Annotated in this window: 16 protein-coding genes; 10 read left to right on the top strand and 6 right to left on the bottom strand. The window is 41.2% G+C overall.

The features are described from left to right. Window positions 1–59 precede the first annotated feature (59 nt). Window positions 60–2,483, bottom strand: coding sequence for a bifunctional aspartate kinase/homoserine dehydrogenase II (locus A923_RS0120530; RefSeq protein WP_017223574.1), 2,424 nt, complete (start codon window positions 2,481–2,483; stop codon window positions 60–62). A gap of 177 nt (window positions 2,484–2,660) precedes the next feature. On the opposite strand from A923_RS0120530, the gene metJ reads away from it, so the two are divergent. Continuing rightward, window positions 2,661–2,987 (top strand): met regulon transcriptional regulator MetJ, encoded by a 327-nt coding sequence (gene metJ, locus A923_RS0120525; protein WP_017223573.1) that lies wholly within the window; start codon window positions 2,661–2,663, stop codon window positions 2,985–2,987. A gap of 135 nt (window positions 2,988–3,122) precedes the next feature. On the opposite strand, the gene A923_RS0120520 is transcribed toward metJ, so the two are convergent. The 3 genes from A923_RS0120520 to rpmE form a co-directional block, all read right to left on the bottom strand. Beyond that, window positions 3,123–3,773, bottom strand: a complete 651-nt coding sequence (locus tag A923_RS0120520; RefSeq protein ID WP_017223572.1) for an RNA-binding S4 domain-containing protein — start codon at window positions 3,771–3,773, stop codon at window positions 3,123–3,125. A 106-nt stretch (window positions 3,774–3,879) separates the two neighbouring features. Next, complete coding sequence (locus tag A923_RS0120515) at window positions 3,880–5,121, bottom strand: malic enzyme-like NAD(P)-binding protein (protein WP_017223571.1); 1,242 nt, start codon at window positions 5,119–5,121, stop codon at window positions 3,880–3,882. Window positions 5,122–5,525: 404 nt separating this feature from the next. After that, complete coding sequence (gene rpmE, locus A923_RS0120510) at window positions 5,526–5,738, bottom strand: 50S ribosomal protein L31 (protein WP_017223570.1); 213 nt, start codon at window positions 5,736–5,738, stop codon at window positions 5,526–5,528. A 232-nt stretch (window positions 5,739–5,970) separates the two neighbouring features. On the opposite strand from rpmE, the gene priA reads away from it, so the two are divergent. The 8 genes from priA (at window position 5,971) to A923_RS0120470 (ending at window position 16,713) form a co-directional block, all read left to right on the top strand. Beyond that, window positions 5,971–8,172: a primosomal protein N' gene (gene priA, locus A923_RS0120505; RefSeq protein ID WP_017223569.1), complete on the top strand. Its 2,202-nt coding sequence runs from the start codon at window positions 5,971–5,973 to the stop codon at window positions 8,170–8,172. 97 nt (window positions 8,173–8,269) lie between these two features. Further along, window positions 8,270–10,024 carry an arginine--tRNA ligase gene (gene argS, locus A923_RS0120500; protein WP_017223568.1) on the top strand — a complete coding sequence of 585 codons (1,755 nt, stop codon included), beginning with the start codon at window positions 8,270–8,272 and terminating at the stop codon, window positions 10,022–10,024. Window positions 10,025–10,027: 3 nt separating this feature from the next. Further along, complete coding sequence (locus A923_RS0120495; RefSeq protein WP_017223567.1) at window positions 10,028–10,570, top strand: SPOR domain-containing protein; 543 nt, start codon at window positions 10,028–10,030, stop codon at window positions 10,568–10,570. Window positions 10,571–10,743: 173 nt separating this feature from the next. Further along, entirely contained in the window at window positions 10,744–11,268 is a 525-nt protein-coding gene (gene hslV, locus A923_RS0120490) for an ATP-dependent protease subunit HslV (RefSeq protein WP_017223566.1), read from the top strand. A gap of 27 nt (window positions 11,269–11,295) precedes the next feature. Next, window positions 11,296–12,627: an ATP-dependent protease ATPase subunit HslU gene (gene hslU / locus A923_RS0120485; protein WP_017223565.1), complete on the top strand. Its 1,332-nt coding sequence runs from the start codon at window positions 11,296–11,298 to the stop codon at window positions 12,625–12,627. A 515-nt stretch (window positions 12,628–13,142) separates the two neighbouring features. After that, complete coding sequence (locus tag A923_RS0120480) at window positions 13,143–14,168, top strand: alpha/beta fold hydrolase (RefSeq protein WP_017223564.1); 1,026 nt, start codon at window positions 13,143–13,145, stop codon at window positions 14,166–14,168. A gap of 68 nt (window positions 14,169–14,236) precedes the next feature. After that, complete coding sequence (locus tag A923_RS0120475; protein ID WP_017223563.1) at window positions 14,237–15,028, top strand: Cof-type HAD-IIB family hydrolase; 792 nt, start codon at window positions 14,237–14,239, stop codon at window positions 15,026–15,028. A 104-nt stretch (window positions 15,029–15,132) separates the two neighbouring features. Then, on the top strand, window positions 15,133–16,713 hold the full coding sequence (locus tag A923_RS0120470) for a hypothetical protein (RefSeq protein ID WP_017223562.1): 1,581 nt from the start codon (window positions 15,133–15,135) through the stop codon (window positions 16,711–16,713). A gap of 130 nt (window positions 16,714–16,843) precedes the next feature. Here the strand turns inward: A923_RS0120470 and A923_RS0120465 are convergent, their stop codons facing one another. Both A923_RS0120465 and A923_RS0120460 read right to left on the bottom strand, forming a co-directional pair. After that, on the bottom strand, window positions 16,844–18,034 hold the full coding sequence (locus A923_RS0120465) for a BaiN/RdsA family NAD(P)/FAD-dependent oxidoreductase (RefSeq protein ID WP_017223561.1): 1,191 nt from the start codon (window positions 18,032–18,034) through the stop codon (window positions 16,844–16,846). Window positions 18,035–18,134: 100 nt separating this feature from the next. Further along, a complete protein-coding gene (locus A923_RS0120460; protein WP_017223560.1) occupies window positions 18,135–18,530 on the bottom strand; it encodes a PhnA protein in 396 nt (131 codons plus the stop codon). 177 nt (window positions 18,531–18,707) lie between these two features. Here A923_RS0120460 and A923_RS0120455 point away from each other — a divergent pair, with 177 nt between their 5' ends. Beyond that, a complete protein-coding gene (locus A923_RS0120455; RefSeq protein ID WP_017223559.1) occupies window positions 18,708–19,829 on the top strand; it encodes a phosphoserine transaminase in 1,122 nt (373 codons plus the stop codon). The last annotated feature ends 239 nt before the right edge of the window (window positions 19,830–20,068 follow it).

Below are 20,068 nucleotides of genomic sequence, written 5' to 3'. Positions count from 1 at the left end.
GGAAATACTGTCATTAGCGTGCTAACTCGTTAACTTATGAATAGTTAACGTATAAATAGTTAACGTGCGAATAGCTTACACAGTTGGAACAGATCCGCCTGAATAGCGCCCGCAGTCACTTCTTTACCCGCGCCAGGTCCTTGGATCACTAATGGGTTATGACGATACCAATGACTGTTAATCGAAAAAATATTATCACACGGCAATAAATTGGCAAACGGATGAGTTGGTTCTAAGAATTCTAAACCAACCTGCGCCCCTTCTTTACAGCTAAAGTTCGCCACATAACGCAATACTAACCCCTGCTTTTTAGCTTTGTTAAACATCCGCAGTATTTTTTCATCTAGCGCTTCGCAGTATTCTAAAAATTCATTAACATTAAAACTCATCAGATCTTCGGAAACCAAAGATTCTAATTTGATATCAGCCAGTTCCATGTCATAACCCGCTTCACGAATTAGGATAAGTAATTTACGCTGCACATCTTTACCGGACAAATCTTCACGCGGATCAGGTTCTGTAAGCCCTTGTTGCCACGCTTGTTCAACTAATTCAGAGAAGGCAACTTCACCATCATATTGTTGGAATAACCAAGACAAGGTACCAGAGAAAATACCACTCACGGCAGTGACTTGATCGCCGCTGTGCTGCAACATATCCATGGATGACTGAATAGGTAACCCAGCACCAACGGTGGCGTTATAGAACCAGTGACTTTCATTATCGCTAAAACTTTGCTTAACCCGATTATAAAATTCACAGTTCGCCGCGCCGGCAAATTTATTAGCAGAAATAAGGTGGAAACCATGTTGAGCAAATTCAGGATAATAATAACTAATGGCTTCACTCGCGGTGATATCAATAATCACTAGTTCATCAAACGGGTGTAAGGCGAGGTTAGATAATAACTGCTCCCACACAAACGATTCGGGTTGGAAATCATCAAGTACCGCCGCAGCATCCAGACCATTGAAGTCCAATACGCCGCCTTTTGAGCCATATACCCCACATAAGCATAACTCTACATTTTGCTGTTCGGGTATTTTATGCTGTTGCTGAGCAAACAAAGATAACCAAGCAGTACCAATATTACCTTTACCAAATAGCACCACGCCAATGCGTTTCGGTTGTTTAAATAATACCGTGTGCAATTCTTTTAATAAGGGTTCAAGTACTACTTTTTGTAATACGGCACAAATACTTAAATGGTTATCACCAGTTTGTACAAAAGTCAGATTGTGCTCAGAAATCAGCTGATAAAACTGATGTGATTGCAGGGCATTTTCAGTCACACCCGAGCCGACTAATGCCACCATACAAAAGCCACTGCGGCAATCAATAGCACTTATCTGCGGTTGTTGCTGCTGGTAAACTTTTAATGCCGAAAGTGAGAATTCAACAATTTCAGCGGTATAGCCTAAACGCACCACATGATCGGTTGGACGACGTTTAATGCAAATCGGCGATAATTGTTGTTCGGCAAGCAAGGCAAGTAACTGATCATATTGTGTTTGGTAATCAGCATTTGCTGAAAATTCAATATCGATTAAATACAGATCATCTATCGAGGTAACGATTTTGGCACCCTTACCTTTGGGTAAACGACGGTGGATCTGGGTAGAACCTTCGCTAGGTGTATAACTACAACGCAACTGCACATGCTGTTTACTCGCCACTACCGGCTGTAAAGTACGAGCGTGTAATACCGGTGAACCTAAACGCGCAAGTTCTGCCGCTTCGTCGAGTGATAATTTAGTTTGTAATTCAGCATCTTTAACACGACGTGGGTCGGCACTAAATACCCCCGCCACATCACTCCAGATCGTCGTTTGGTCGGCATCAACTAATGCGCCTAATAAGGTTGCAGAATAATCAGAACCATTACGCCCCAATGTCACGGTGCGTTGTTGGTCATCTCCAGCAATAAAACCAGTAACAACAACACGATTATTTAGGGTCGCTAAACACAACGCTAATTTTTGACGAGACACGACTTCATCGACCACTGGCTGAGCGGCTAATTCAGTGGTTAAAAACAACCGTGAATCTAAATCATCCGCAGGCAGTTGGTTTTGACTCAACAATGCCGCTAATAATCGTGCCGACCATACTTCGCCATGGGCGAGAATTTGGTTTTTAGTGTAAACATCAAGTTTACTTTCTAATAAATGGCCGATGGTATGAATATCATCTTGCAGTGCACAAGTAAGTTGCGTGCATAATTCATCGACTAATAACTCAGCAATTAACTTAACTTGATATTCACACGTGGCAATAAGACGCTCAGACGCAGCTTGATCACCATCTTGTGCTAATTGTAATAGCTCTAATAATTGATTAGTGGTTTTACCTGCCGCAGACACAACAATCAGATCGCGAGCTTGAGTATGCTCACTAATAATCGCCGATACACGACGATAACAAGTGGCATCCGCTAAACTACTGCCACCAAATTTATGAATACTACGCTTCACTGCGTCCATGCGTTCTCCCGAACTTAATATCGAATTAATGTATTACTAGTACCTCAAAACATACACCATTAGGTCACAACAGGTCAATAGACGTCTAGAGCTCTTTACATACTGATTGCCAATAATCAAATTCAAAGGTAGACTTATTACTTATTCATTAAATAATAATTTACGCAAAGGTCGAAAATGACGAAGTGGAACGGCGAGTATATTAGTCCCTATGCAGAACATGGGAAAAAGAGTGAACAGGTTAAGAAGATTACTGTTTCAATTCCTTTGAAAGTATTGAAAGTACTGACAGATGAAAGAACTCGCCGTCAGATTAACAATCAACGTCATGCGACTAACAGTGAATTATTATGTGAAGCATTTTTACATGCTTACACAGGACAACCATTACCGGCAGATGACGATTTAACCAAAGACAAACCAGATAACATACCTGCAGAAGCAAAAGCACAAATGTTAGCACTGGGTATTAATATCGATGATTATTTAGAACAAGATGATTAAGCAATAATTACCTGGGTATAAATAAAAAGACTCACGGTTTATAAAAAAGGCTCCCATATAGGAGCCTTTTTTGATCTAATCTGTAACCAATACGCGTTCTAAACGCGCATTGTTGTTAATACCTTAAAGTAATATCTAAAAATTAAAAGGTGCCGCACGGCCTTTTTTCTTTTTCTCAACCGCTTTCGGTTTAGGTTTAGGTTCAGCTACTTTTACTGGTTTAACGTCAGCTTTGTTCTTTTTCTTCTTTTCAGGCTGTTCCCAACTATCTGCAGGGATACTGTCAACAACAGGCTTAGCAGCTGGTGTTGGTGTAATAAATACAGGTTCAACAATCGCTTCTTCTACAGCGTGAAAATCTTGCTCAACTGACATATCTTGAGCAACCGTATTATTGCCTGTGAAAGCGTCTTCAGTCAGATCGTGTTCTACCATATATGCTGCTACAGAGTCAGATTCTAAAGCCGCAGGATCAGCAAGTTCATCTTCAGGAGAATATTCGCCATCATCCGTCTCCGCATAATCAGCGTCATCGTATGACGCTAGCTCTTCCGCTGACATGACTTGGTAAGCTTCTCCATCAAAGCCAATAATGTCGCCAAACATAATTTTCTTGCGCTTACGCGTTTCAACTTCACCATTCACATATACAAAACCGTTAGCAATATGGTTCTTTGCTTCACTGCCCGATGTCACTAGATTCTCAATTTTTAAAATTTTATATAGTTCGATTGGTTCTTCAGAAACAACAACGGGGATAACTTCAATTTCGTATTCTTCAGACATGGGAACCTTAAATGTGGGCAATATAGCGGCTCTTTATACAAGCATAAGACCAGAAATGCAAACGCCAAGGATAGACCTTGGCGTTTGTTAGAGCTGCATAAGAAATTTACAGCATGTAATTCTCAGGTAATTCAACACGTGAAACGCCCGTTGCAACCGCAGCCAGAGCAACTGCACGAGCTACACGTGGTAATAAACGCGGATCCATTGGTTTCGGTATGATGTATTCTTTACCAAATGCTAACGACGTCGTGCCAGACGCATCTAACACTGATTGTGGCACTTCCTCTTTCGCTATCTCACGAATAGCATGTACCGCAGCCACTTTCATGGCTTCATTAATCACGCTAGCACGCGCGTCTAATGCGCCACGGAAAATGAATGGGAAGCACAATACATTATTCACTTGGTTAGGATAATCAGAACGACCCGTCGCCATAATCAGATCTTGGCGTACACCGTGTGCCAACTCTGGCTTAATTTCTGGATCTGGATTTGAACAGGCAAAGATAATTGGATTATCGGCCATTAATTTCACATCGTCAGCAGATAATACATTCGGACCTGATACACCTACGAATACGTCAGCACCATTAATCGCATCTTGTAATGTACGCTTATCGGTATTATTGGCAAAACGCTGCTTGTATTCATTAATGTCATCACGACGAGTGTGGATCACACCTTTGCGGTCTAACATATAGATTTTTTCACGCTGAGCACCGCATGAGATCAATAATTCCATACAAGCAATCGCCGCCGCGCCAGCCCCCATACAAACAATCACGGTTTCAGTAATATCTTTACCTTGAATATCTAAGGCATTAATCATACCGGCAGCTGTTACGATCGCAGTACCGTGCTGATCATCATGGAATACCGGGATATTACAACGCGCAATTAACGCTTTTTCAATTTCAAAACATTCTGGTGCTTTAATATCTTCTAAGTTAATGCCACCAAATGTATCCGCGATATTCGCAACTGTATCAATAAATTCTTCAGTTGTACGGTGTTTCACTTCAATATCAATCGAGTCGATATCTGCAAAACGTTTGAATAATAATGCTTTACCTTCCATTACCGGTTTTGAAGCCAGTGGGCCTAAGTTACCTAGACCTAAAATAGCAGTACCATTAGTAATCACTGCAACTAAGTTGCCTTTAGCGGTGTATTTATAAGCATCGTCAGGATTAGCAGCGATTTCACGCACTGGCTCGGCGACACCAGGGCTATATGCTAGAGAAAGATCATCGGCCGTTTCTGCTGATGTAGTAAGTTGAATAGCAATTTTGCCTGGTTTTGGGTTCGCATGGTAATCCAATGCTTGCTGTCTAAAATCTGACATACGCAATATCCTGAATGAAATGAATGCACATAACTCACAGACTTAGTTCAAGAATAACAAAGTGTGAGAAACAACGTTGGGGAATTAAATAATAATTGAATGTAATACCAAGTATTTAACTTTAATTTAACACAGCTCACTTTTATTTTACACTAAGCGAAACCGGCTAATAATATTGTCGGCATGATTCTACATTAATTTAAGTGGTTTATTCTACCTTTGCACTGGTACGAAGTGTTTATTTTTATATGCTTGGCTAATTTTAGAAGAAGATTTTTATGGAAATGAAATGACTGAGGTTAATTTTAAGTTTGATAAATGTTTCAAATTATTTTTTAGGTATAAAAAAAGGCACCCGTAGGCACCCTTTTGACTCACTGCAAATAACTGTATAAATACAATTATTATTTTGCTGCAAGAGCACCAAAACGTTTGTTGAACTTATCAACACGACCGCCAGTATCAACAGTACGTTGCTTACCAGTGTAGAACGGGTGACAGTTTGAACATACGTCTAGCGTGATGTTTTTACCACGAGTAGAGCCCATAGTGAAAACGTTACCACATGAACATTTTGCTTCGATTGCTGCGTACTCTGGGTGTATACCTTGTTTCATAGAAACCTCAATTTTGGTTATGTCGCCATCTGAAACTCTGCCAGACACCACATAAAGTTATAGAATTTTTAGGCTGCGAATAATATAGGATCTTACCCCCTAATATCAATAGCTGATGCATAAATAAACTGCAAATAGAACATTAAACAGAAAATATCAAGACATTACCTAGTTAACAGCCGTAAACTGTCTATCGAAATACAGATTTAGCCCGAAAAAGAGAGTTGAGTAAATGCCAGTTGTCGCCGTTGCCGTTCCAGTCCATTTAAGCAGAAGCTTTGATTATACCTACTCTGATGATGAACACATCGAGCCCGGTATGCGGATCTGTGTACCGTTTATGAATAAGCAACTTATTGGCATTGCGCTAGCCACTAAAAACGACAGTGAATTTCCGCTAGCCAAACTCAAACCGATTATCAATGTACTCGATGATAGCGCTATTTTATCGGCAGAGATGTTGGCCTTTTTTAATTGGTGTGCCGATTATTACCATTACCCAATCGGCGAAGTTATCGCCCAAGCACTGCCGGTATTATTGCGTAAACTGGAATCGGCGAAATTAAACAGTTACACATTTTGGCAATTAACCGATAGCGCTCATGAGTTGACAGCAAAAGAATTAAACCGTTTAACCCCTGCGCAATTACAGACCATCAAGTTATTAGCTGAAACAGGCTTGACTCAATCACATTTAAAATTAGCCAATATAAAATCAACCACCATCAAAGCACTGCAAGACAAAGGACTGATCAGCCAAGAATATATTGAAGTCCAAGATAATGATGCCCAGCATTGGCGTCAGAATTTGGTTGTCAGTGACAACCGCCCTTCGCTTAATACCGAACAAGCGATCACCATCGCCGCAATTGACATCAATCACTTTACCACCTACTTACTCGATGGTGTGACGGGTAGTGGTAAAACTGAAGTTTATTTAAATGTTATCGAGAAAGTATTAAAGACGGGCAAGCAAGCGTTAGTCATCGTCCCCGAAATTGGTCTTACACCGCAAACAATTTCACGCTTCAAACGCCGTTTCAATGTGCCAATCGTCGCCCTGCACTCTGGTTTAAATGATGCTGAACGACGCGAGGCTTGGCTTGAAGCACAAGCGGGTGTCGCAGGTATCGTCATTGGCACAAGATCGGCAATATTCACCCCTATGCACGATTTAGGCGTGATCATTATTGATGAAGAGCATGATGGTTCGCTAAAACAACAAGAAACATTCCGCTATCACGCCCGCGATTTGGCAATTGTCAGGGCGCATCGCAATAATATCGCCGTGGTATTAGGTTCTGCAACTCCTGCATTAGAAACCCTGCACAATGCCATGACGGGTAAATATCGCCACTTAAAACTTACCCAACGTGCGGGTAATGCGCAAATGCCCAGCCATCATCTTATTGATATTAAAAATCAATCGTTAGACTCAGGGTTATCGACTGAGTTTATGGCTTTAATGGCAACGCACTTAGCGGCGGGTAATCAAGTCCTGCTGTTTCTTAATCGCCGTGGTTATGCGCCAGCCGTCATGTGTCATACCTGTGGTTCCATGGCAGAATGTCAGCGTTGTAATACCTATTACACTTACCATCAATCGCGTAATACATTGCATTGTCACCATTGCGATGAGCAATTTCCCAAACCGCGTCGTTGCCCAAGTTGTGACTCTAAAGAGATCATCACTGCCGGTTTTGGTACTGAACAACTCGAAACCATGCTCGCCGAACATTTTCCGCAATACCCGATTATTCGTATTGACCGCGATAGTACCAGTCGTAAAGGCAGTTTAGAAAAATCATTAGAAGCGGTGCGTAAACGAGAATTTCGGATTTTAATCGGCACACAAATGCTCGCCAAAGGCCATCATTTTCCCGATGTTACCTTAGTCGGTTTAATTGACGTAGACAGTGCCCTGTTTAGCAGTGATTTTCGCGCGCCAGAAAAACTCGCGCAATTGTTTGTGCAAGTATCAGGACGCGCGGGACGAGCAGCTAAGCAAGGTGAAGTCGCGATCCAAACTCACCACCCTGAACACGAGCTAATTCAAGACCTGATTAACAATGGCTATTCACACTTTGCTCAAACTGCATTACATGCGCGTTCAATGGCTAATTTGCCGCCTTATAGCTTTCAGGCCCTATTTCGCGCAGAAGCCCATCAGTTCAGTGAAGCCAATGCGTTTTTAGTCGAAATAAAACAACTGGTTCAAGCACATAATCACAATCCTCAATTGCTTTGTTTAGGGCCAATGCCAGCCCCTATGGAGAAGCGCGCAGGCAAATATCGTTTACAGCTATTGTTGCAAGGTCCCCAACGTCAGCACATCACTCAGCTACTGCGCCAGATTATGCCTAAAATAGAAGCGTTAAAGTCAGCACGCAAAGCCCGTTGGTCGTTAGATGTGGATCCAACTGAAATGTTGTAAGGATATCGGTATTTCTCCTCGATTAACTAGTCAAATGGCCCTAATCAGGCTAAAATGATCGGTCTATTTCATTCATCATTGCTAGTTAAGAGAATCCATGAAAGAGCATATTATACAGCTACTCGAGCAAACCGTTACGATCTTAAAAGAACAACAAATCATTCCTGCAGATGCACAACCACGCATCTCAGTAGATCGTACCCGCGACAAAGCTCATGGTGATTTAGCAACAAATTTAGCAATGATGATGGCCAAACCAGCGAAGAAAAACCCGCGTGAGTTAGCACAACTAATCATTGATAACCTACCTGAATCAGACTTAGTCAGCCGTACAGAGATCGCAGGCCCAGGTTTTATTAACATCTTCTTAAACCAAAACTGGTTAGCGCAACAGATTGATATTGCACTGGAAGATGAAAACCTTTCAGTACAAAAAACAGCAACACCAGATAACGTAATCGTGGATTTATCATCTCCAAATCTAGCCAAAGAAATGCACGTAGGTCACTTACGTTCATCTATCATTGGTGATTCAGTTGCACGTACATTAGAACTACTTGGTCATAACGTGATCCGTCAAAACCACGTTGGTGATTGGGGTACGCAGTTCGGTATGCTATTAGCGTACATGGAAGAGAAACGTGCTGAAAATACAGAAATTAGCATGCAACTTTCTGATCTAGAAGTATTCTACCGCGCAGCAAAAGGTCGTTTCGACGAATCTGAAGATTTTGCCATACGCGCACGTGAAATGGTGGTAATGCTGCAATCTGGTGATGCAGAGTGCAATAAATTATGGCAAGAGTTCAATGACGTGTCACTTGCACATTGTCATGAAATCTACAAACGCCTAAACGTAAAACTAACGCGCGAAGACGTACGTGGCGAGAGCTTCTATAACAACGACCTGCATAACGTTGTTAACGAACTTGAAGCACAAGGTCTACTAACAGAATCAAACGGCGCGAAATGTGTATTCTTAGATGAATTCAAAAACAAAGATGGCGACCCATTACCGGTAATCATTCAGAAAAACGGTGGTGGTTTCCTTTACGCAACAACCGATCTTGCAGCAATGCGCTTCCGTCAACAACAGCTGAATGCGAACCGCATCATGTACTTTGTTGACCAACGTCAGGCACTGCATTTCCAACAGGTATTTTCAGTAGTACAAAAAGCTGGTTTTGTTAAACCTGAAACATCACTGGAACATCTTGGTTTTGGTACTATGAATGGTGAAGATGGTCGTCCATTCAAAACGCGTTCTGGCGGCACCGTAAAACTGGTTGATCTCCTCATCGAAGCAGAAGAACGTGCTTACGCATTAGTAAAAGCGAAGAACCCTAGCCTTGCTGAAGATGAACTAAAACACATCGCTCGCGTTGTTGGTATCTCATCGGTTAAATATGCCGATTTATCTAAAAACCGCAGCAGTGATTACATCTTCAACTTCGACTCAATGTTAAGCTTTGAAGGTAATACAGCCCCTTACCTGCTTTACGCTTGTACGCGTGTTGGCAGTATCTTCAACAAAGTTGATGCAGCAACAGCAGCAAAACTAGCCACAGCTAAAGTGCAACTAAACGAAGACAAAGAACAAGAGTTAGCAGGTAAACTGATCCAGTTTAACGAGATTGTGCATCTAGTAGCAAAACGAGCTACACCAAACACATTATGTACATACCTGTTTGAACTAGCTGGCGTATTCTCAAGTTTCTATGAAGCTTGCCCTATCCTAAGTACTGAAGATGAAGACGTTAAATTAAGCCGTCTAAAACTGGCGCAGTTAACAGCGAAAACGCTTAAACAAGGTCTAGATCTGCTAGGCATTGAAACTTTGGAACGTATGTAAATTATGGCTCGTAAGGATTACGCGGGGCACGCCCCGAAGCCGAGAAAACAGCGGGGTGCTAAAAAGGCACCACCTGCTAAAAAGAAACGTCCGGTGTTGGCGATCTTGCTGTTTTTATTGCTGGCAATCGGCTTGGGTTACTTTTTAGCCCAAATCAGTGGCACTGCAGAAGAAGCACAACCACAACCAGTTAAAAAAATACAACCGAAAAAGCTAACGGTAAAACCATTACCGGAAAAGCCTAAGGAAGAGTGGCAATATCCGCAAGACTTGCAAGAAAAAGAAGTCATTGTTGATATACCGCCACAACAAGACACCGGTATTCGTTATCAAATGCAATGTGGTTCGTTCCGTCAACAATCACAAGCTGAAGCGATGAAAGCAACGATAGCCTTTCAAGGTTATACTGCCAATGTCCGTCATACAGGCAATTGGTATCGTGTCGTTTTAGGCCCTTACGAACGTAAACGTACCGCAGAAAAAGAACGCCACCAAATTAAACGCGCAGGTGTCACAACTTGTGAAATTTGGCAGTGGAAGCCTTGAAAAACTAAATAAATATACCCACCTTAGTTGGTATATTGTAATGAAAACGCTTCATATCATATGAGGCGTTTTTTTTACCTCGCATTTTTTACCTAACATTTTGTACCTAACATAATGAAGCGTAGCTAACTACAACCAGGTACGCTCAAGTTAATCTAGAATGGAGTTTTATCGTGACTACTATTGTATCTGTACGCCGTGAAGGCAAAGTCGTAATGGCCGGAGACGGACAAGTTTCTCTTGGCAACACGGTAATGAAAGGCAACGCAAGAAAAGTGCGCCGTTTATACAATGGCCAAGTTATCGCTGGTTTTGCCGGTGGCACCGCTGACGCATTTACCCTCATCGAACGTTTTGAAGCCAAATTACAAGCGCACCAAGGTAATCTAGAACGTGCCGCTGTAGAGCTTGCTAAAGACTGGCGTTCTGACAAAGTGCTACGTAATTTAGAAGCCTTATTGGCTGTAGCAGATAAAAATAGCTCGTTCATCATCACCGGTAATGGCGATGTAGTACAACCTGAAAATGACCTTATCGCGATCGGCTCTGGTGGTAATTTCGCCCAGGCATCAGCAATGGCATTATTAGAAAATACCGAATTAGACGCTGAAGAAATCGCTAAAAAATCCCTGACTATTGCAGGTAATATCTGTGTATTCACCAACGGTTTCCAAACAGTTGAAACTATCGATTACTAAATTTTACCGAATTAAAGGACGCTTATTATGTCTTCAATGACGCCAAGAGAAATCGTTTCTGAATTAGACCGCCACATTATCGGTCAACAAAATGCCAAACGCGCAGTAGCAATTGCCCTACGTAACCGCTGGCGTCGTATGCAGTTAGACCAAGAACTTCGTCAAGAAGTATCACCAAAAAATATTTTGATGATCGGTCCAACGGGTGTAGGTAAAACAGAGATCGCCCGTCGTTTAGCCAAATTAGCTAACGCACCATTTATCAAAGTTGAAGCAACGAAATTTACTGAAATTGGTTATGTTGGTAAAGAAGTCGAGCAAATCATCAAAGATTTAACCGACGTTGCAGTAAAACTGACTCGTGAACAAGAAATGAAAAAATATCACGTTCGCGCTGAAGAAAATGCTGAAGATCGTGTGCTTGATGCCCTACTTCCTAACCCACGTAACAACTGGGGCGAAGAAGAAAAAGCCAGTAATGAGAATACTCGTCAAATCTTCCGTAAAAAATTACGCGAAGGTAAATTAGACGATAAAGAAATTGATATTGAGCTTGCTGCACCGCAAGTTGGTGTTGAGATCATGGCGCCTCCAGGTATGGAAGAGATGACCAATCAATTACAAGGCATGTTCCAAAACCTCTCTGGCGGCTCTACGACTAAAGCCCGTAAGATGAAAGTCAAAGATGCATTAAAACAACTTGTTGAAGACGAAGCAGCAAAACTGGTTAACCCAGAAGAATTGAAAGAAAAAGCCATCTTTGCGGTAGAGAATAACGGCATCGTATTCCTTGATGAGATTGATAAAATCTGTAAGCGTAGCGATTCAAATGATGGGGGAGTATCACGCGAAGGTGTACAACGTGATTTATTACCGCTTATCGAAGGTTCAACAGTCACGACAAAACACGGTATGGTGAAAACAGATCACATCTTATTCATCGCATCGGGTGCTTTCCAAGTAGCAAAGCCGTCAGATCTGATCCCTGAGTTACAAGGGCGTCTGCCAATCCGAGTTGAATTAGATGCACTAAAAGCAGAAGATTTTGTGCGTATTCTGACAGAACCAAAAGCGTCATTAACAGAACAATACGTTGCTATGTTAAAAACGGAAGGCGTCAACGTCGATTTCACCCAAGAAGGTATCGATGCGATTGCCAATGCTGCTTGGAATGTTAACGAAAAGACTGAAAACATCGGTGCCCGTCGTTTACACACCGTAATGGAACGTTTAATGGAAGAAATTTCATTTGATGCATCTGAAAAAGATGGTGAAAGCTTACTTGTTGATGCTGATTACGTTGGTAAGTACCTCGACGAATTAGTTGAAGATGAAGATCTAAGTCGTTACATACTTTAATTTACACCGAGTAATGTGCGGTAATTAAAAAATAAAACAGTAAGGCGCTTATCATAAGCGCCTTACTTATATCTACTCTTGTCGATACTATTGATAAATACTAACGCCCCTGTAATAAGACGCTGTAACTCACCTCTATCGGCTTAATTTTCTCTGTAATTTGACACCAATGACAACGAGTCCGTCTTAGCGAATTAAGTTTTTTCTTCAGTCGAGTACGTTTCATTAGCAGCCTCTTTGATTGTCGATATATGATGTCAAAAATTTACGATTATCAATAAAACAAGACTAGTTAAGCTTTCAATAATTACCAACCTAAATTAACGCTAATTATCGCGTTTTACCGCTAAATAGCCTCAGCTCACAATAAAGTAATGGGCAAGCTATTCAATATCGTCATTTTTTTTTGACGTTAAACATATTTACAGCTATTTAAGTCACCATTTTATTAATTGAATTATGGTAGTCTAGTAACAGATGTTCACCAATAAAATTAATAAGAAGCTCCTGCAACCATGTCCAGCAAATACCCATGTGTCGAATTTGATAATCCGTATAACTTAACCACTGAATCACAACTTGCAGATAGATATCATGAGCAAATTTCGCAATTTTGGGATGCAACTATCATCGAAGAAACAATGCAAGGTGTTGATAATGTAACGCTACGCTATGCATCGGCAGTGATCAATGCGACAGGTCCAGCGATTGTACTCTTAGGTGGGCGTTCAGAGTCTTACCAAAAATTTCGAGAGCTAATTTATGACCTTTGCCAACAAGGTTACTCGGTATATTGCTTAGACCACCGTGGTCAAGGTATGTCAGATCGATTATTAAAAAACCTGCATAAAGGTCATGTGGAACATTTCCGTGATTACGTCACCGATTTAAAATTATTTATCGATAAAGTCATCAGCCCAACTCAACACAGTAAACAATATTTACTGTGTCATTCAATGGGTGGCGCAATCGGTAGTTTATACTTACAAAGTTATCAGCATGACTTTGATGCAGCAGTGCTCGCATCACCCATGTTTGGCATTAATTTTGGCCAAATACCCCGTCCTATCGCCAATGTTTATAGCCGAGCGATGCATATCGTCAACAAGATCATTCATACCGAGTCCTTTTACGCGCCCGGTAAAGGCGATTTTGCGCATTCTCCATTTGAAAATAACCAGCTAACTCATAGTCCATTACGCTTTGATATCTTCCGTCGTAGTTACGGTTTTTACCCACAGACGCAATTAGGTGGTCCAACGATTAACTGGCTACAGCAAAGCATTAAAGCTTGCCGCCGTGCGATCCAATATGCCGGACATATAAAAACACCAACTCTCGTCTTGCAAGCCGGTGGTGATGAAGTTGTACTTGCAGAAGCACAACAACAATTTTGTCGCGCCTTGAGCCACAAGCACAACCAACATCAACCTGCGGAACCGGTATTAATCCCCGGCGCTGCACATGAATTATTCTTAGAAACGGATATTTTTAGGATCCCAGCGCTCACCGTGGCATTAAATTACTTTGCCAAATATTGAGCGCGTTACTACGGACAGTCTCACGACAAACACTACTTTAGCTACACGAAGTAAATATTGAGGTTAAGATGTATAAAGTTATCGTTTCTGATTTAGATGGTACGTTACTGACACCTGCACATATTGTCTCAGAACAAACCAAAATAACTATTCACAAGTTGCTCAAACAAGGTAAAAAATTCATTATTGCTACGGGTCGCCATAATGTCGATGTTGAAGCCATTAGAAAAACGATTGATGCTGAAATCTACCTCATCACCTCAAACGGGGCGCGAGTTCACAATAATAAAGGTGAACTGATCTACAGTAAAAATGTGCCCGTAGAGATAGCACAAATGATCGCTGAAATTACATTGCCAGAAACGATTCAAACTAATGTTTATCGTGATGATGAATGGTTCGTAGACAAACCAAATCCAGAGATCCTGAGCTTTAGTCAAGACTCCACGTTTAGCTATCAAGTTGCCAATCTGGCGACATTAGAAAAAGCCGGCATTGCTAAATTCTTTTTCTGTGGCCCGCATGAAGATCTCGTCACGTTAGCAGCACAAATCAACGCACAGCACGGTGCACAACTGAATGTCTCATTCTCATTACCTGAATGCTTAGAAGTGATGGACATTAACGTCAATAAAGCCAGAGCACTGACTGAAGTACTCAAAATTAAAGGCTTCACAATGGCAGAAACAATGGCTTTTGGTGATGGAATGAATGATATCGAAATGCTACAAGCCGTTGATAAAGGTTTGGTCATGGGCAATGCTTCCGTCATGCTTAAAGCAGCACTACCCGATTTTGAAATGATCGGCAGTTCTGCGGAAGATGGCGTAGCCCACTATATTGAAAAAAATATATTGTAGTTAGTCACGGTCCACCACATAATGATATATCAACTAGTTACTCAGAAAGGATCTCTTGGTAACTAGTGAATGATTAACAATACTCTCGATATCAAGGATGAATTATGCTTCGAGTTATACTCTCTATTAGCCTATTTATAATGACCGGCTGTGCCCAGCAACACCAACCTATTATCAATAACAGTCCTTACTCACTCAGTAGTAACGCCCCACATATAGCGCCGACAGCACTGGTTCCAACAACAGCCAGCAAGATGACTAAAGCCTTGGACACTTCAATAATACCTAAAAAATATGCCCACTTCAGTGGCATTGTCACGATCACACCTCAGCAGCGCACCATACGCTTATGCCACAATGCGCAGACCTTTAATCTACAAGCTGATAAGCAGTTACTCGAGCAAATAAAACGCTTAAAGCAAGCCAATGCCTATATTGAGTTTGAAGGTCAAATAAACCAGTCTCTCAATCCAATACATCAACGTGCCATTATTACAGTCGATCAACTCCACTTCCTATCCAAACAAGATAATAAAACGTGTCAGCAAGCAGCATCATCCACTCATTTTGACATTGCAGGCTCAGAACCGAATTGGCGAGGATATGGGCAAGATAATCAATTTACTTTCATCATTAAAGATTTAAATAGTAAGTGGGCAATTAAGAAAAGTGTCATGACTAAAGGTTTGCGGGCATTTATCGAAACTGAAAATGACCAAGGCGAGCAGCTCAACATCGCTTTTTCTGGTCATGGTTGTATCGATAACAACGACAGTTATTGGCAGTATAAAAGCACATTATATGTAAAGAACAAGCAAATAAAAGGGTGCGGTAAATACCCTAATCAACCAGACGAATCACAAGGTTGGTTGGGACAATATCGTTATAAAAACAATAATGTCACCATCGAAATAGCGCTTTTAGACCATTATAAAGCCAACGTGAAATACCGTTATGCAAATGGCAAAGAACTGAATGAAAGTGGTTATTGGCATACATATGGTTCATCTGGATTAAAATTACTGTTAACCGAGCACCAGGGTAATAAAGCCAATATCGTATTTCACTTTCGACGAGATGGGGCAAGATTACAAGCAAATCAACAATGGCGAGATAATCAAAAGTATAGCTTTAATGGCGCTACTTTAACCTTAGATAGAATGACGGATGAGATTGAAACGATATCCTTTTCGGCTGAACTGCCACGGATCCCCATTCGAGAATTCCAAGCAGCAGATATCCCCTCACCGGCAATAAGTACGCCAGCAATCAATAATGCGGTAAAACGTTATTTTACCATGCATAAAACCAAAACAGATAACACCAAATACTGGTTTAGCGAATATGACTTAAATGGTAACGGCCGCAAAGATTTACTTGTGATGCTCGACTGGTGTGAAGGAGAAGGCTGTGTATTGTTAGTGTTTGAGAACAACTTAAATCGATATAAATTTATTAGCCGTATAACGCAAGTAAAAGCGCCATTACAGATAAGTAAAACACAACAACACCTATGGCAAAGTTTGTTAATAAAGGACAAGCAGCAATGGCTACAGCTCGATTTTGATGGTATTAGTTATCCCTCATCAGCAGACGTCCAACAATTAGCATCAGAGTCGAGTTTGACTCAGGTTAAATTGTTCACGACACCGCTAACAAAAAATAATGCAATTTCAATAAAATAATGCGGGATTTATCATTCTGGTTAAACTTAGAATATAAAAAAACGGTTATATGCTGCGAAAAATATTCATTTTCAGTAGCACTAACCGTTCTAAAATGTGACCTGTTTTAACTGTCTGTTTACGCGTTCAGTTACACGAACTGCCCGCAACTCCAGCCAGAAGACCAAGCCCACTGGAAATTATATCCGCCTAACCAACCACTTACATCCATCACTTCACCAATAAAGTATAGACCAGCGGCTTTCTTAGCTTCCATGGTTTTTGATGATAACTCGTTCGTATCAACGCCACCGAGCGTCACTTCAGCGGTACGATAACCTTCAGTACTATTCGGTTTGACTTGCCAGTTATGCAAGAGCATTGAAATGTCATTTAGCTCTTTATGCTGTAACTGCTTAAGCGTGCATTCAGGTAATAATCCATCCGCATAAAATATCTCAACCAGACGTTTAGGTAATAAACGCGCTAACGCTGTTTTAAGCGCTTGGTTTGGACTTGATTCCGTCATTGCCGCCAAGGTTTCAGTTATTTCTGCTTCAGGCAATAAGTTAATGCTGACGGCTTCACCCGCATTCCAATAAGATGATACCTGCAATACTGCGGGGCCAGAGAGGCCTCGATGGGTAAACAACAGCGCTTCTTTAAAAGTAACACCAGATTCGGTGGTGATACGTGCCGGTAAGCTAACACCTGACAGATCTGCATATTTATCTTTATCATACTGTTGTAAGGTAAACGGAACCAGACCAGCTTTAGTGGCGTTTACTTGTAAACCAAACTGTTCTGCAACCTTATAACCATAAGGTGTCGCACCCAGTTTAGGCATAGATAAACCACCCGTCGCAATAACCAAAGATTGACAATTTAATGCACCTTCACTGGTTTGCAAATGATAACGGCCGTCATCGGTTTTTTCGATAGACAAGATTTCAGTGCGCAATTGAATCTTAACACCAGCCCAGTCGCATTCTGTATGTAACATATCAACAATATCTTTTGCTGAGTCATCACAGAATAACTGGCCATGCTCACGCTCATGATAGGCAATACCATGACGCTCTACCATCTCAATAAAATGCCAAGCGGTATAACGGCTTAATGCAGATTTGACGAAGTGTGGATTTGCACAAATGAATGCATCTGTAGAAAGGTCATTATTAGTAAAGTTACAACGTCCACCGCCACTAATAAGGATTTTACGACCCGCTTTCTTGGCATTATCGAGAACCAATACTGAGCGACCTCGGTAACCAGCACTTGCCGCACACATCAATCCTGCAGCACCGGCACCAATTACTATCACATCACAACTTTGGCTCATCGAAGACCTCTAATTTAACTACAATACAAAAATGGAGCCGCAGAATAGCATTAATTATCCAGATACCCAAACGACTTAACCGAGTATACCAAGAGATTTGCTATAGCTTGTTAATACGCTCTTCAACTTCAGGCTCTAAGTATGCCATTTCATTCAAATCTTCAGCCCAATCATGCTTTTCAGCTAGCACACGTAACATTCTGATCGCTGTAACTTGTACGATAGCGACTTCAGACCACATTGACTTGTTCAAGCAACGCCAATGATCAGCATCAATACGCTTAGGATTGTTAAGCTGTTCACTGCAAGTATCACAAATTAAAATACAATCATCAAAATCTGGCGTTGTCTGTATTGGTGCAACTTCAAAGGTATTTAATTTAACCCCGGACGCATCGCATAATTCACAGTGAGAACGAGCACGTCTCGCTAAGTTTTTACCGAATGCACTTAATTCATCTTTTCGATGTTGATGTTTGTCTAAGCCTTTAGCCATAGTATTCAATTCCTATCTATTTAAACTGTGTTGAAAATACGTTTATTTATCAGGAATAGCAAACGTTAGCGGCAATAAACAATGCTATAAAAAATCACGGGTTTAAATACTTCATAGATGACTCGCCGATTGCTATAATCGATGTACATGGATAGCACTTTAGTAAAGGAATAACTAATGATCCCAACAAGTAAACCTCATAATCCTAACTTTTCTTCAGGTCCTTGCAGCAAGCGTCCTGGTTATGAATTAACCCAACTAGACATCTCAACCCTTGGTCGATCACATCGCTCTGACATCGGAAAATCAGCACTACAGCAAGCGATTGAACAAACAAAATCCTTGTTAAAGATCCCCGCCGATTACAAGGTAGGCATCGTACCGGCCTCTGATACAGGTGCAATGGAAATGATGTTGTGGTCATTATTAGGCAAAAAGCCTGTTGATGTTTGCTATTGGGAATCATTTGGTAAAGGTTGGTTCAGTGATATTAAAAATCAGTTACAACTTAGTGACGTTAATCCGCTAACAGCCGACTATGGTCAATTACCTGATCTGACACTCACAAATCCAGATCATGATATCGTCTTTACTTGGAATGGCACTACATCAGGTGTAAAAGTTGCAAACGCTGACTGGATCAGTGAACAACGCAGTGGTTTAACTATCTGCGATGCAACCTCGGCAGTGTTTGCTATGCCAATGGATTGGGAAAAACTTGATGTCACCACATTCAGTTGGCAAAAAGTATTAGGCGGAGAAGGTGCTCATGGCATGATTATCCTCAGCCCTGCTGCTGTTGAACGCTTAGAATCATATACACCACCTTGGCCACTACCAAAAATTTTCCGTTTAACACAAAACAGCAAATTAATTGAAGGCATCTTTACCGGTGCAACGATCAATACTCCTTCAATGTTATGCGTCGCCGACTATTTAGATGCGTTAAATTGGATAACTGAAATCGGTGGCGTTGATGCCGCAATTGCTCGTTCAGAGAATAACTTAGCCATCTTAACCAATTTTGTTAACCAACACGAGTGGATCAATTTCCTTGCTGAGAGAGTTGAACAGCGCTCTAATACCAGCGTATGTTTGCGCTTGTCTCTGACTGATAAACAATTAAAAGAGTTTGGTCAGTTACTCGCTGATCAACAGGTAGCCTATGACATCAATTCATATAAAGATGCACCGTCTGGATTACGAATATGGTGTGGTGCAACGGTTGAAGCTGCCAACGTAGAATTACTATTACCTTGGCTTTCATGGGCTTATGAAAGTGTTAAAAATAGTGACTAACTATTTAAAATAGTGACTAACTATTTAAAATAGTAATGTAAAAACAAACAAACCAGCCGCAGGCTGGTTTTTTATTGCCTGTCACGTCGGTCAAGCGAGTGCTCATCACGCCTTAACGCCGTATTTTTAACGAGAGCGGGCATTTAGCACGAACATGATAGTCCAAAACCTAAATTTTAGACACAAAAAAGCCGATATCATCACGATATCGGCTAATTCTAATTTGGCGCTTGGCGATG

The sequence above is a fragment of the Moritella dasanensis ArB 0140 genome (assembly GCF_000276805.1).
GTDB lineage: Bacteria > Pseudomonadota > Gammaproteobacteria > Enterobacterales > Moritellaceae > Moritella > Moritella dasanensis.
Note: the sequence above shows the minus strand (reverse complement) of the source record. Positions and strands in the feature narration are given on the sequence as shown.

What these genes read in the sequence shown, in the direction of transcription:
- A923_RS0120470 (WP_017223562.1), top strand. Translation starts at nt 15,133, where the DNA reads ATGCTTCGAGTTATACTCTCTATTAGCCTATTTATAATGACCGGCTGT.
- A923_RS0120520 (WP_017223572.1), bottom strand. Translation starts at nt 3,773, where the DNA reads ATGTCTGAAGAATACGAAATTGAAGTTATCCCCGTTGTTGTTTCTGAA.
- A923_RS0120475 (WP_017223563.1), top strand. Translation starts at nt 14,237, where the DNA reads ATGTATAAAGTTATCGTTTCTGATTTAGATGGTACGTTACTGACACCT.
- priA (WP_017223569.1), top strand. Translation starts at nt 5,971, where the DNA reads ATGCCAGTTGTCGCCGTTGCCGTTCCAGTCCATTTAAGCAGAAGCTTT.
- A923_RS0120480 (WP_017223564.1), top strand. Translation starts at nt 13,143, where the DNA reads ATGTCCAGCAAATACCCATGTGTCGAATTTGATAATCCGTATAACTTA.
- A923_RS0120460 (WP_017223560.1), bottom strand. Translation starts at nt 18,530, where the DNA reads ATGGCTAAAGGCTTAGACAAACATCAACATCGAAAAGATGAATTAAGT.
- argS (WP_017223568.1), top strand. Translation starts at nt 8,270, where the DNA reads ATGAAAGAGCATATTATACAGCTACTCGAGCAAACCGTTACGATCTTA.
- A923_RS0120465 (WP_017223561.1), bottom strand. Translation starts at nt 18,034, where the DNA reads ATGAGCCAAAGTTGTGATGTGATAGTAATTGGTGCCGGTGCTGCAGGA.
- A923_RS0120455 (WP_017223559.1), top strand. Translation starts at nt 18,708, where the DNA reads ATGATCCCAACAAGTAAACCTCATAATCCTAACTTTTCTTCAGGTCCT.
- metJ (WP_017223573.1), top strand. Translation starts at nt 2,661, where the DNA reads ATGACGAAGTGGAACGGCGAGTATATTAGTCCCTATGCAGAACATGGG.
- A923_RS0120495 (WP_017223567.1), top strand. Translation starts at nt 10,028, where the DNA reads ATGGCTCGTAAGGATTACGCGGGGCACGCCCCGAAGCCGAGAAAACAG.
- rpmE (WP_017223570.1), bottom strand. Translation starts at nt 5,738, where the DNA reads ATGAAACAAGGTATACACCCAGAGTACGCAGCAATCGAAGCAAAATGT.
- hslU (WP_017223565.1), top strand. Translation starts at nt 11,296, where the DNA reads ATGTCTTCAATGACGCCAAGAGAAATCGTTTCTGAATTAGACCGCCAC.
- A923_RS0120515 (WP_017223571.1), bottom strand. Translation starts at nt 5,121, where the DNA reads ATGTCAGATTTTAGACAGCAAGCATTGGATTACCATGCGAACCCAAAA.
- A923_RS0120530 (WP_017223574.1), bottom strand. Translation starts at nt 2,483, where the DNA reads ATGGACGCAGTGAAGCGTAGTATTCATAAATTTGGTGGCAGTAGTTTA.